The organism is Escherichia sp. 93.1518, assembly GCF_013368915.2.
In the GTDB taxonomy this organism is placed as follows: domain Bacteria; phylum Pseudomonadota; class Gammaproteobacteria; order Enterobacterales; family Enterobacteriaceae; genus Escherichia; species Escherichia ruysiae.
In genome coordinates this window covers 37,312-50,847 of the sequence record NZ_JABWMT020000003.1, presented here as the reverse complement: position 1 = coordinate 50,847, position 13,536 = coordinate 37,312, and the positions used below count along the sequence as shown (strand labels likewise).

Annotated in this window: 12 protein-coding genes; 9 read left to right on the top strand and 3 right to left on the bottom strand. The window is 50.6% G+C overall.

Annotation, left to right across the window (positions count from 1 at the left end; translation table 11 throughout):
* Positions 1-38: 38 nt before the first annotated feature.
* The 3 genes from dinQ to allS all read right to left on the bottom strand — a co-directional run bounded on the left by dinQ (position 39) and on the right by allS (position 2,623).
* On the bottom strand, positions 39-122 hold the full coding sequence (gene dinQ, locus HEN21_RS23360) for a damage-inducible type I toxin DinQ (RefSeq protein WP_349808740.1): 84 nt from the start codon (positions 120-122) through the stop codon (positions 39-41).
* 411 nt (positions 123-533) lie between these two features.
* On the bottom strand, positions 534-1,628 hold the full coding sequence (mnmH, locus tag HEN21_RS03015; RefSeq protein WP_176251642.1) for a tRNA 2-selenouridine(34) synthase MnmH: 1,095 nt from the start codon (positions 1,626-1,628) through the stop codon (positions 534-536).
* 68 nt (positions 1,629-1,696) lie between these two features.
* Positions 1,697-2,623, bottom strand: coding sequence for an HTH-type transcriptional activator AllS (gene allS / locus HEN21_RS03010; protein WP_016159158.1), 927 nt, complete (start codon positions 2,621-2,623; stop codon positions 1,697-1,699).
* 229 nt (positions 2,624-2,852) lie between these two features.
* Here allS and allA point away from each other — a divergent pair, with 229 nt between their 5' ends.
* The 9 genes from allA to glxK all read left to right on the top strand — a co-directional run bounded on the left by allA (position 2,853) and on the right by glxK (position 13,467).
* Positions 2,853-3,335: an ureidoglycolate lyase gene (gene allA / locus HEN21_RS03005; protein ID WP_000776382.1), complete on the top strand. Its 483-nt coding sequence runs from the start codon at positions 2,853-2,855 to the stop codon at positions 3,333-3,335.
* Positions 3,336-3,412: 77 nt separating this feature from the next.
* Positions 3,413-4,228: an HTH-type transcriptional repressor AllR gene (allR, locus tag HEN21_RS03000; RefSeq protein WP_000141275.1), complete on the top strand. Its 816-nt coding sequence runs from the start codon at positions 3,413-3,415 to the stop codon at positions 4,226-4,228.
* An 89-nt stretch (positions 4,229-4,317) separates the two neighbouring features.
* Positions 4,318-6,099, top strand: a complete 1,782-nt coding sequence (gene gcl / locus HEN21_RS02995; protein WP_010354961.1) for a glyoxylate carboligase — start codon at positions 4,318-4,320, stop codon at positions 6,097-6,099.
* A 12-nt stretch (positions 6,100-6,111) separates the two neighbouring features.
* Positions 6,112-6,888 (top strand): hydroxypyruvate isomerase, encoded by a 777-nt coding sequence (hyi, locus tag HEN21_RS02990; RefSeq protein WP_000943551.1) that lies wholly within the window; start codon positions 6,112-6,114, stop codon positions 6,886-6,888.
* Between the two features lie 99 nt (positions 6,889-6,987).
* Positions 6,988-7,866 (top strand): 2-hydroxy-3-oxopropionate reductase, encoded by an 879-nt coding sequence (gene glxR, locus HEN21_RS02985; RefSeq protein WP_176251641.1) that lies wholly within the window; start codon positions 6,988-6,990, stop codon positions 7,864-7,866.
* A gap of 199 nt (positions 7,867-8,065) precedes the next feature.
* Positions 8,066-9,520: an allantoin transporter gene (locus HEN21_RS02980; protein ID WP_021550374.1), complete on the top strand. Its 1,455-nt coding sequence runs from the start codon at positions 8,066-8,068 to the stop codon at positions 9,518-9,520.
* Between the two features lie 59 nt (positions 9,521-9,579).
* Positions 9,580-10,941 carry an allantoinase AllB gene (allB, locus tag HEN21_RS02975; protein WP_000006875.1) on the top strand — a complete coding sequence of 454 codons (1,362 nt, stop codon included), beginning with the start codon at positions 9,580-9,582 and terminating at the stop codon, positions 10,939-10,941.
* A gap of 56 nt (positions 10,942-10,997) precedes the next feature.
* Entirely contained in the window at positions 10,998-12,299 is a 1,302-nt protein-coding gene (locus HEN21_RS02970) for a uracil/xanthine transporter (protein ID WP_021550375.1), read from the top strand.
* A gap of 22 nt (positions 12,300-12,321) precedes the next feature.
* Complete coding sequence (gene glxK / locus HEN21_RS02965; RefSeq protein ID WP_105284693.1) at positions 12,322-13,467, top strand: glycerate 3-kinase; 1,146 nt, start codon at positions 12,322-12,324, stop codon at positions 13,465-13,467.
* Positions 13,468-13,536 lie beyond the last annotated feature (69 nt).

Sequence of the window (13,536 nt, the reverse complement as noted above, 5' to 3'; positions counted from 1 at the left end):
AAGGTGGTAAACCTTCGGCCTTAGCTACGTTTCCTCAGTTATTCAATAAACTGGCGGATCAGTTCCAGCAGCGCGATCAGCGCCTTAAGAACGATGAGAACTTTATCGAGAAAAGTTTTCATCCGTTGCTCCCTTAAGGGAGAAAGACAATCACAGCTTACCCTTACGTTGCCTGTAACTATGATTTTCCTTCATGTGCTAGATGAGGACTGCCTCTCTCCAAATCAGAGCACCAGAATCAGCACCACCTGTATCCTGACCAGGACTTAAAAGTACTTTTCCGCACTGCGGTAATCCCTTGAGGCAGTATCATTACTAGCGTCGGGATTGTATCGCCGGCATAGCTGTTTGAATATGTAGGTATCCTGACTTATAATTCACTTGCTAGATGAGGACTGTTTCATCTCTGCCCAGAACCACCAACTCTCGGGCGGAAAAATAAAAAAACCGACTGTCATGTCGGTTTTTTTATATCTGTATTCTGTTGCAATCATTCTGTTCTCACGACAACCGCCGTTTCAGAATACCGCTCCTCACTGCGCCTTAACCCACTCCATCACTTCCGCCCACTCACCGCGAAAAACAACTTTTTCTGCTTTTTTCTCAAGCTGATAGCGATACATCGGGTCGTAATACTCTTCAAGTAACGGCACCAGCCAGGCCAGATGACCGTCGGTGCTGCCGGTTGTGAGTTGCGTTGTCAGCGCCGCATCCAGTCGGGCAGCCAGTTCGTTATATCGTTGTAGTCCCAGCCGACGCTTAATCCCCGAAAGTCCGTGATGCAGGTACTCGCAATACTCTTGCCAGCCCTGTTCGTCGCCGTACGCGTGGGTAAAATCATGATGCATACGCAAGAAATATTCTTCGTTCAGGCGTTCAAGACGGATCTCAAACGGGTCTTCCACCACAGCAATCGCCGCCTGGGTCATTCGCTCGCGCAGACATTCCGGCAGGTGATTAGAACCAATCATCCGGCTTTCATCTTCCAGTACCCACAGGCGTAGATTCTGACGGGCGTCGGTTTTTAGCATTTCGGCAGCTAGCAGGTTTTCAAAACTCGCCTGGCTAAGTTGCGGTTGCAACGTACGACCAAAAGCAGAGCCGCGATGACGCGCCAGCCCTTCCAGATCAACACCGTTCGGCTGTTGCTGCACTAACAGCGTTTTACCACTGCCGGTACAACCGCCAATCAGCACTATCGGTTTTTGTGACAGTTCAATGGTCGCCTGAATTGCGGCCTGGCGCAGTGCCTTATAACCGCCTTCCACCAGCGGATAATCAATCCCCGCTTCATGCAGCCAGCGTTGCACAATATGTGAACGTTGACCGCCACGGGCGCAGCAGAGAATACCTTGCGGATTTTGCAGGCACGCTGCCCGCCTGGCATCCATGCGCTGCTGACGAATTTCACCCGCCACCAGTTTATGCCCCAGCGCCAGCGCCGCGTCTGACCCTTGCTGTTTATAGCAGGTGCCAACGGCGGCGCGTTCATCGTTATTCATTAACGGCAGGTTGATAGCGGCGGGCATTGCGCCTTGCTCAAACTCAATGGGGGCGCGAACATCAATAATGGGCGTATCAGCAATCAGCAGGGCACGATAGTCCTGTTCCGTGTGTCTCTCTTGCATAGTTAAAAGTGAACCTCAAATCAGCTTGCGCGCTATTTTACGCGCCAACGCGCGAGGAAACTTGATTTTTAACTGTGTGAGTTGCCGAAAATTTCTAAAAATCCGCTGATTTCTGGTCTGCGCTGGGTAAACAAGGTCACAATATCTTCTACCGCTTTGCCGCTACCAAATTTGCGCCATGCCAGACTCAATGGCGAAGGAGGGCGCATCGTTGGGATGACCCGGCTGACCAGTTGTTGATTATCGATCATTGACTGGCAAAGTGATTTTGGCAAAAAACCAATGCCAACGCCCGCCAGATGGGCGGCGATTTTCGTCTCCATGTCCGGAACGAGAATCTCTTTTTGCCCCGGCAATCGCCAGGCGACTCGCTTGGTTAAGGTGCGGGCGCTGTCTTCAATATTGACCGCCGGAAAGCGCCGTAACTGCGCTTCTGTGAGCGGCTCTTCAACGTTCGCCAGCGGATGATCCGCCGCCATGACAAAGCGCCATTGCACCGAACCTAAAGGATCAAGGCTAAAAGTATTTGCCAGCGCCTCGGTTCCTGTGACGCCGATAGCCAGTGAAAAACCTTCGTACAATAGTGAGTCCCAGACGCCCATATAGATTTGTCTGGAGATGTGAAACTGGGTAAAGGGGTAACGTTCGTTCAGCCACGCCAGCAGTTGGGCGACGGCCTGGGAGTTGTAGAGCAGGTTGTTGATGACGATGTTTACCTGGCGTTCTACGCCATCATTCACCTGTTGCAGCTCGCTGGGCATACTTTCCAGCCAGCTCAGCCAGTCTCTGGCCTGACAAAGCAGATGCTCGCCAGCCGCTGTCAATGTCACGCTGCGAGTGGTGCGGAAAAACAGTGCCACCCCGGTATTTTCTTCCAGAAGTTTAATGCGATAACTGATGGTCGCCGTGGTTTTACATAATCGTTCTGCCGCTTTTGAAAAACTTCCTGTTTCAGCAACCGCAATGAAAGTACGCAAGGTTTCTGGATCGAACATCTTCAGGCATCCCCTTTTTAAATCAGCAAGTTGCGTGATTTTCTGTCCTTTTATTTACCTGTATTTTTACATGATAACCCTGCGTGATTTGTGGGCTAAATCTAGTTTTGGAAAAATATTCCAACTTTTGTGTTGATGTTGTTCTCTTAAGGTTTTAGATTGCCTGTTATTGAAACCAAGCTGACCGGTCGGCGCTGGTTGAACGGAATTATGTTACAAGGACAAAAAGATGAAACTTCAGGTATTACCGTTAAGTCAGGAAGCCTTCAGTGCTTATGGCGACGTAATCGAAACGCAGCAACGGGATTTTTTCCATATTAACAATGGACTGGTGGAGCGTTATCACGATTTGGCGCTGGTTGAGATTCTTGAGCAAGACCGTACGCTTATCAGCATTAACCGCGCGCAACCGGCGAATCTGCCGCTGACCATTCATGAACTTGAGCGTCATCCGCTGGGCACTCAGGCGTTTATCCCGATGAAAGGCGAAGCGTTTGTGGTGGTCGTGGCGTTAGGCGATGAAACTCCAGATCTGTCAACGCTGCGGGCGTTTATCACCAACGGTGAGCAGGGCGTGAATTACCATCGTAATGTCTGGCATCACCCGCTTTTCGCCTGGCAGCGAGTCACTGATTTTCTGACCATCGATCGCGGCGGCAGCGACAACTGTGATGTTGAAAGTATTCCTGAACAGGAACTCTGTTTTGCGTGACGCCTGAAACCGACTTGCATAAGATAAACGAATTGTTCATTGTTTATGCTCACTTGTAGGTCGGAGTTAACGTAGGTATGACGGAAGTTAGACGGCGCGGCAGGCCAGGACAGGCGGAGCCTGTGGCACAGAAGGGCGCACAGGCGTTAGAGCGGGGAATTGCGATTCTGCAATATCTGGAAAAAAGTGGGGGAAGTTCGTCGGTTAGCGATATTTCTCTCAATCTGGATTTGCCGCTCTCCACGACCTTTCGCCTGCTGAAGGTTTTACAGGCTGCAGATTTTGTCTACCAGGACAGTCAGTTAGGCTGGTGGCATATAGGATTAGGTGTCTTTAACGTCGGAGCGGCGTACATCCATAACCGCGATGTCCTCTCCGTCGCCGGGCCGTTTATGCGCCGCCTGATGTTGCTTTCCGGCGAGACGGTCAATGTCGCGATTCGTAACGGCAATGAAGCGGTATTAATTGGTCAGTTAGAGTGTAAATCGATGGTCAGGATGTGTGCGCCGCTGGGCAGTCGTCTGCCGTTACATGCTTCCGGCGCAGGCAAGGCGCTGCTTTATCCGCTGGCGGAAGAGGAGCTGATGAGCATCATCCTGCAAACCGGTTTGCAGCAGTTTACGCCAACTACGCTTGTGGATATGCCCACCTTGCTGAAGGATCTGGAACAAGCGCGTGAACTGGGCTATACCGTAGATAAAGAAGAGCATGTTGTTGGCCTGAATTGCATAGCTTCAGCAATTTATGATGATGTGGGTAGTGTTGTTGCTGCTATCTCCATCTCCGGGCCTTCATCAAGACTGACAGAAGATCGTTTTGTCAGTCAGGGTGAGCTGGTAAGAGACACCGCCCGCGATATCAGCACGGCGTTGGGACTGAAAGCACATCCATAGTGTCTGTCGCATCCCGCTCTGCGGAGCGGGTTTTTTTGACAAAATTTGAAAGTTGGAAAATTTTTCCAATTAATAGAGGTAGGAATAAAATGGCAAAAATGAGAGCCGTTGACGCGGCAATGTATGTGCTGGAGAAAGAAGGTATCACCACCGCCTTCGGCGTTCCGGGAGCAGCAATCAATCCTTTCTACTCAGCGATGCGTAAGCACGGCGGTATTCGTCACATTCTGGCGCGTCACGTGGAAGGTGCGTCGCACATGGCGGAAGGCTACACCCGCGCAACGGCAGGGAATATCGGCGTATGTCTGGGAACCTCGGGACCAGCAGGCACTGACATGATCACCGCGCTCTATTCCGCTTCTGCTGATTCCATTCCTATTCTGTGCATTACCGGCCAGGCTCCGCGCGCCCGTCTGCATAAAGAAGATTTCCAGGCCGTTGATATTGAAGCAATTGCTAAACCGGTCAGCAAAATGGCGGTTACAGTACGTGAAGCGGCGCTGGTGCCTCGTGTGCTGCAACAGGCATTTCACCTGATGCGTTCTGGTCGTCCGGGTCCGGTACTGGTGGATTTACCGTTCGACGTACAGGTTGCGGAAATCGAGTTTGATCCTGACATGTACGAACCGCTGCCGGTCTACAAACCTGCTGCCAGCCGTATGCAGATCGAAAAAGCTGTAGAAATGTTAATTCAGGCCGAACGTCCGGTGATTGTTGCCGGGGGCGGGGTAATCAATGCTGACGCAGCTGCACTGTTACAACAGTTTGCTGAACTGACCAGCGTTCCGGTGATCCCAACGCTGATGGGCTGGGGCTGTATCCCGGACGATCATGAACTGATGGCCGGGATGGTGGGTCTGCAAACCGCACATCGTTACGGTAACGCAACGCTTCTGGCGTCCGACATGGTGTTTGGTATCGGTAACCGTTTTGCGAACCGTCATACCGGTTCGGTAGAGAAATACACCGAAGGGCGCAAAATCGTTCATATCGATATTGAGCCGACGCAAATTGGCCGCGTACTGTGCCCGGATCTGGGTATTGTCTCCGACGCCAAAGCGGCACTGACGCTGCTGGTTGAAGTGGCGCAGGAGATGCAAAAAGCCGGTCGTCTGCCGTGCCGTAAAGAGTGGGTCGCCGACTGCCAGCAACGCAAACGTACTTTGCTGCGTAAAACTCACTTCGACAACGTGCCGGTGAAACCGCAGCGCGTGTATGAAGAGATGAACAAAGCCTTTGGTCGCGATGTTTGCTATGTCACTACCATCGGCCTGTCACAAATTGCTGCGGCGCAAATGCTGCATGTCTTTAAAGACCGTCACTGGATCAACTGTGGTCAGGCAGGCCCGCTGGGCTGGACCATTCCGGCGGCGCTGGGTGTGTGTGCTGCTGATCCAGAGCGTAATGTGGTGGCGATTTCCGGTGACTTCGACTTCCAGTTCCTGATTGAAGAATTAGCCGTTGGCGCCCAGTTCAACATTCCGTACATCCATGTGCTGGTCAATAACGCCTATCTCGGCCTGATTCGTCAGTCGCAGCGCGCATTTGATATGGATTACTGCGTACAGCTCGCGTTTGAAAATATTAACTCCAGTGATGTGAACGGTTACGGCGTTGACCACGTGAAAGTGGCGGAAGGTTTAGGCTGTAAAGCGATTCGCGTTTTCAAACCGGAAGATATTGCTCCGGCCTTTGAACAAGCGAAAGTCTTAATGAATCAGTACCGTGTCCCGGTGGTGGTAGAAATTATGCTGGAGCGAGTAACCAATATTTCTATGGGTAGCGAACTGGATAACGTCATGGAATTTGAAGATATCGCCGATAACGCAGTGGACGCGCCGACTGAAACCTGCTTCATGCACTATGAATAAGGGATATAAATAATGTTACGTTTCTCTGCTAATTTATCGATGTTATTTGGCGAATATGATTTTCTCGCCCGTTTTGAGAAAGCCGCGCAGTGTGGTTTTCGCGGCGTTGAATTTATGTTTCCTTATGACTACGACATTGAAGAATTAAAACAGGTGCTGGCGAGTAATAAACTCGAGCATACGCTGCATAATTTACCTGCGGGTGACTGGGCGGCTGGCGAGCGGGGTATTGCCTGTATTCCTGGCCGTGAAGAAGAGTTTCGTGATGGCGTAGCAGCGGCGATTCGTTATGCTCGTGCGCTGGGTAATAAAAAAATCAACTGTCTGGTCGGTAAAACTCCGGCGGGTTTCAGCAGTGAACAGATTCACGCAACGCTTGTGGAAAACCTGCGTTATGCCGCGAATATGTTGATGAAAGAAGATATTTTATTACTGATTGAGCCTATCAACCATTTTGATATTCCTGGTTTCCATCTCACCGGAACTCAGCAGGCGTTGAAACTGATTGACGATGTAGGCTGCTGCAATTTGAAAATTCAGTATGACATTTATCACATGCAGCGGATGGAAGGTGAATTAACCAACACCATGATCCAATGGGCCGATAAAATTGGACATCTGCAAATCGCCGATAATCCACATCGTGGCGAACCGGGAACCGGAGAAATTAATTATGATTATCTCTTTAAGATAATTGAAAATTCTGACTACAACGGTTGGGTTGGCTGTGAATATAAACCCCAAACCACCACGGAAGCCGGTTTAGGCTGGATGAAACCGTACCGTTAAAACGTAACGCTGTTCAGACAATGCTTTTTTAGGCCGCTACGTCGGCAGGGGATCGTGTTGTCTGCATTCAGGAATACCGATATTTAAAAGAGGTTAATTATGAAACTGGGATTTATTGGCTTAGGCATTATGGGTACTCCGATGGCCATTAATCTGGCGCGTGCCGGTCATCAACTGCATGTCACAACCATCGGTCCGGTGGCTGACGAATTACTGTCTCTCGGTGCCGTCGGTGTTGAAACTGCGCGCAAGGTAACAGAAGCGTCAGACATCATTTTTATTATGGTGCCGGATACGCCGCACGTTGAAGAAGTGCTGTTTGGTGAAAATGGTTGTACCAAAGCCTCGCTGAAGGGCAAAACCATTGTTGATATGAGTTCCATTTCACCGATTGAAACTAAACGTTTCGCCCGTCAGGTGAATGAACTGGGCGGCGATTATCTCGACGCGCCAGTCTCCGGCGGCGAAATCGGCGCCCGTGAAGGGACATTGTCAATTATGGTTGGCGGTGACGAAGCGGTATTTGAACGTGTTAAACCGCTGTTTGAACTGCTCGGTAAAAATATCACCCTCGTGGGCGGTAACGGCGACGGTCAGACCTGTAAAGTAGCAAACCAGATTATCGTGGCGCTCAATATTGAAGCGGTTTCTGAAGCCCTGCTGTTTGCTTCAAAAGCCGGTGCCGATCCGGTGCGTGTGCGCCAGGCGCTGATGGGCGGCTTTGCTTCCTCGCGCATTCTGGAAGTTCACGGTGAGCGCATGATTAAACGTACCTTTAATCCGGGCTTCAAAATTGCTCTGCGCCAGAAAGATCTCAACCTGGCGCTGCAAAGTGCGAAAGCACTGGCGCTGAATCTGCCAAACACCGCAACCTGCCAGGAGTTATTTAATACCTGTGCGGCAAACGGCGGCAGCCAGTTGGATCACTCTGCGTTAGTGCAGGCGCTGGAGTTAATGGCGAATCATAAACTCGCCTGATAAAAAGGCATCGTTGCCGATGAAGCCTCGATGCCTGCAATAAAAATGGCCGATATCAAATAATTGATTCGGCCAGCAGTAAAAAAAGAAAGCAGCCAACGATGTTGCTTCAGTATTAAAAAAACTATTTTTTATTTTATTAGTTCCTCATAGCTAGATTAAAACAGCGTTATTCGATACGTGAAATTAAGAGGGATTTATGGAACATCAGAGAAAACTATTCCAGCAACGCGGATATAGCGAAGATTTATTACCGAAAACGCAAAATCAACGTACCTGGAAAACATTTAACTACTTTACCTTATGGATGGGTTCGGTTCATAACGTTCCCAATTATGTAATGGTCGGCGGCTTTTTTATTCTCGGCTTGTCTACTTTTAGTATTATGCTGGCAATTATCCTTAGCGCCTTTTTTATTGCTGCGGTAATGGTATTAAACGGTGCTGCGGGCAGTAAATACGGTGTGCCTTTTGCCATGATCCTGCGAGCTTCTTATGGCGTGCGTGGCGCACTGTTTCCCGGACTATTAAGAGGCGGGATTGCCGCCATTATGTGGTTTGGTTTGCAGTGTTATGCCGGATCGCTGGCGTTTTTGATTCTGATTGGCAAAATCTGGCCGGGATTTTTAACTCTCGGTGGTGATTTCACTCTGTTAGGGCTTTCGCTGCCCGGCTTGATTACCTTCTTGCTCTTCTGGCTGGTGAACGTCGGTATCGGCTTCGGTGGCGGCAAAGTATTAAATAAATTCACCGCTATTCTTAACCCGTGCATCTATATCGTTTTCGGCGGCATGGCGATTTGGGCGATTTCGCTGGTAGGGATTGGTCCAATCCTCGACTACATTCCGAGCGGTATTCAGAAAGCAGAAAACAGTGGCTTCCTGTTCCTGGTGGTGATTAACGCGGTAGTTGCAGTCTGGGCGGCACCAGCAGTTAGCGCATCCGACTTTACGCAAAACGCCCACTCGTTTCGTGAGCAGGCGCTGGGGCAAACGCTGGGTTTAGTGGTTGCTTATATCCTGTTTGCGGTCGCTGGGGTGAGTATTATTGCCGGAGCCAGTATTCATTACGGCGCGGATACCTGGAACGTGCTGGATATTGTTCAGCGTTGGGACAGCCTGTTTGCCTCGTTCTTTGCGGTACTGGTTATTCTGATGACGACCATTTCCACGAACGCCACCGGTAATATTATTCCGGCCGGTTATCAGATTGCCGCTATTGCACCGACGAAACTGACCTATAAAAACGGCGTACTGATTGCCAGTATTATCAGCCTGCTGATCTGTCCGTGGAAATTAATGGAGAATCAGGACAGTATTTATCTGTTCCTCGATATTATTGGTGGGATGCTGGGTCCAGTCATTGGCGTGATGATGGCGCATTATTTCGTGGTCATGCGCGGGCAAATTAATCTCGACGAGCTGTACACCGCAGCAGGTGATTTTAAATATTACGATAATGGTTTTAACCTCACGGCATTCTCAGTAACTCTGGTTGCGGTTATTTTATCTCTCGGCGGTAAATTTATTCCGGTCATGGAACCGTTATCGCGAGTTTCATGGTTTGTCGGCGTTATCGTCGCCTTTGCGGCCTACGCCTTATTAAAGAAACGCACAGCAGTAGAAAAAACAGGAGAGCAAAAAGTCACAGGTTAATTAATCCCGATATTGAACATTGAGTTAAAAAACAATCTGTATTTTACAAGGAGTTTGTTATGTCTTTTGATTTAATTATTAAAAACGGCACCGTCATTTTAGAAAACGAAGCTCGCGTTGTCGATATCGCCGTTAAAGGCGGAAAAATTGCCGCTATCGGTCAGGATCTGGGCGATGCAAAAGAAGTTATGGATGCGTCTGGTCTGGTCGTTTCTCCGGGTATGGTCGATGCGCACAGCCACATTTCTGAACCGGGTCGTAGCCACTGGGAAGGTTATGAAACCGGCACTCGCGCAGCGGCAAAAGGCGGTATCACCACCATGATCGAAATGCCGCTCAACCAGTTGCCAGCAACCGTTGACCGCGCATCGATTGAACTGAAGTTCGACGCCGCTAAAGGTAAGTTGACTGTCGATGCGGCACAACTGGGTGGCCTGGTGTCTTACAACATCGACCGTCTGCACGAGCTGGATGAAGTGGGCGTTGTCGGCTTCAAATGCTTCGTTGCGACCTGTGGCGATCGTGGTATCGACAACGACTTTCGTGACGTAAACGACTGGCAGTTCTTCAAAGGCGCGCAGAAGCTGGGCGAAATGGGGCAGCCGGTGCTGGTGCACTGCGAAAACGCCCTGATCTGTGATGAGCTGGGCGAAGAAGCGAAACGTGAAGGTCGCGTAACCGCACATGACTATGTGGCTTCTCGTCCGGTATTTACCGAAGTGGAAGCGATTCGCCGCGTATTGTACCTGGCGAAAGTTGCCGGTTGTCGTCTGCACGTTTGCCACATCAGCAGCCCGGAAGGTGTTGAAGAAGTGACTCGTGCTCGTCAGGAAGGTCAGGATGTTACCTGTGAATCCTGTCCGCACTACTTTGTTCTGGATACCGATCAGTTCGAAGAAATTGGCACCCTGGCGAAGTGTTCACCGCCGATCCGCGATCTGGAAAACCAGAAAGGCATGTGGGAAAAACTGTTTAACGGTGAAATCGACTGCCTGGTTTCCGACCACTCTCCATGCCCGCCGGAAATGAAAGCTGGCAACATCATGAAAGCATGGGGCGGTATCGCCGGTCTGCAAAGCTGCATGGACGTTATGTTCGATGAAGCGGTACAGAAACGCGGTATGTCTCTGGCAATGTTTGGCAAATTAATGGCGACTAATGCAGCAGATATTTTCGGTCTGCAGCAAAAAGGTCGTATTGCCCCAGGAAAAGATGCCGACTTTGTCTTCATTCAGCCGAATAGCAGCTATGTTCTTACCAATGACGATTTGGAATATCGCCACAAAGTCAGCCCGTATGTTGGCCGTACCATTGGCGCGCGTATCACGAAAACCATCTTACGTGGTGATGTGATTTACGACATCGAACAGGGCTTCCCTGTTGCGCCGAAAGGTCAATTTATCCTTAAACATCAGCAGTAATCTGGCCCCAGCAATGCCCGCCTTCGCGGTGGGCATTCTCCGGTTAAGGTGTGTTTATGTTCAATTTTGCAGTCAGCCGCGAAAGCCTGTTATCAGGATTTCAGTGGTTTTTCTTTATTTTTTGCAACACGGTTGTGGTTCCTCCTACGCTGCTTTCGGCTTTTCAGTTGCCGCAAAGTAGTCTGCTTACGCTCACCCAATATGCTTTTCTTGCTACTGCGCTGGCCTGCTTCGCCCAGGCGTTCTGCGGTCATCGTCGCGCTATTATGGAAGGGCCGGGCGGCCTGTGGTGGGGAACCATCCTCACTATCACTCTTGGCGAAGCATCGCGCGGAACGCCTGTCAACGATATCGCCACCAGTCTGGCGGTGGGCATTGCGATTTCCGGCGTACTGACGATATTGATTGGACTTAGTGGATTAGGTCATCGCCTGGCGCGGTTATTTACTCCGACGGTGATGGTGCTGTTTATGCTGATGCTGGGCGCACAGCTGACCAGTATCTTTTTTAAGGGGATGCTTGGGCTGCCATTTGGCATTGCCGACCCGAATTTTAAAATTCAGCTTGCGCCATTCGCGCTCGCGGTGGCGGTGATGTGCCTGGTGCTGGCGATGATTATCTTCCTGCCGCAACGTTTTGCCCGTTATGGCCTGCTGGTCGGTACAATAACCGGCTGGTTGTTGTGGTACTTTTGCTTTCCATCCTCGCACTCGCTTTCCGGGGAATTGCACTGGCAGTGGTTTCCGCTCGGCAGTGGCGGTGCTTTGTCGCCGGGGATTATTCTGACGGCGGTGATTACCGGGCTTGTGAATATCAGCAATACCTACGGTGCGATTCGCGGTACGGATGTTTTTTATCCGCAACAGGGCGCTGGAAATACGCGTTATCGGCGCAGCTTTGTGGCGACCGGATTTATGACGCTGATAACCGTGCCGCTGGCGGTAATTCCATTTTCACCGTTTGTTTCATCCATTGGTTTATTAACCCAGACCGGCGATTACACGCGGCGTTCGTTTATTTATGGCAGCGTTATTTGCCTGCTGGTGGCGCTGGTTCCGGCACTCACGCGACTGTTTTGTAGTATCCCTTTACCGGTGAGTAGCGCGGTCATGCTGGTTTCTTATCTACCTTTACTCTTTTCCGCGCTGGTGTTTAGTCAGCAAATAACCTTTACCGCTCGCAATATTTATCGACTCGCATTGCCGTTATTTGTTGGCATATTTTTAATGGCATTACCGCCTGTGTATCTGCAGGACCTTCCATTAACGCTTCGTCCTCTGCTCAGTAACGGCTTACTGGTCGGAATTTTACTGGCTGTTCTTATGGATAATCTTATTCCGTGGGAACGCATCAAATAATTTGTTGAAAAAAGGATTGATAATGAAAATTGTCATTGCGCCAGACTCGTTTAAAGAGAGCTTAAGTGCAGAAAAATGTTGTCAGGCAATTAAAGCCGGGTTTTCGACCCTCTTTCCCGATGCGCAATATATCTGTTTGCCGATAGCGGATGGCGGCGAAGGTACGGTGGATGCGATGGTCGCCGCGACGGGCGGCAACATCGTGACGCTTGAAGTCTGTGGGCCGATGGGCGAAAAAGTGAATGCTTTTTATGGTCTTACCGGCGACGGGAAAACGGCGGTGATTGAGATGGCGGCGGCAAGTGGCCTGATGCTGGTCGCGCCCGAACAGCGTAATCCGTTGCTGGCGTCAAGTTATGGCACCGGCGAGCTGATTCGTCATGCACTCGATAACGGCATTCGCCATATTATTCTCGGCATTGGTGGCAGCGCGACGGTGGACGGCGGTATGGGCATGGCGCAGGCGCTCGGTGTGCGTTTCATTGATGCCGACGGTCAGGCGCTGGCGGCAAACGGTGGCAATTTAGCCCGTGTAGCAAGTATTGAGATGGAGGAATGCGATCCGCGTCTGGCGAGCTGCCATATTGAAGTGGCGTGCGATGTCGATAACCCGCTGGTAGGGGCACGCGGCGCGGCGGCGGTGTTTGGTCCGCAAAAAGGGGCAACGCCGGAAATGGTCGAAGAGCTGGAGCAGGGGCTGCAAAATTTCGCCCGTGTTTTGCAGCAGCAAACGGAAATCAATGTCTGTCAGATGGCGGGCGGCGGCGCAGCGGGCGGTATGGGTATTGCGGCGGCGGTATTCCTCAATGCGGATATTAAACCGGGTATTGAGATTGTACTGCGGGCGGTCAACCTGGAGCAGGCGGTGCAGGGAGCGACACTGGTGATCACCGGGGAAGGGCGCATTGATTCACAAACGGCAGGCGGTAAAGCGCCGCTGGGCGTGGCGTCGGTGGCGAAGCAGTTTAATGTACCGGTGATTGGGATTGCTGGCGTATTGGGTGATGGCGTGGAAGTGGTGCACCAGTACGGTATCGACGCGGTATTCAGCATTCTGCCGCGTCTGGCACCTTTAGCCGAAGTGCTCGCCAGTGGTGAAGCCAATCTCTTCAACTGCGCGCGTAATATTGCCTGCGCCATTAAAATAGGTCAGGGAATTAAACTCTGATTCTTACCTTTAAAGCGGATGCGATTTATTTCGCATCTTTTTTTACCTGAATTTATCGCAAAAAAAGCC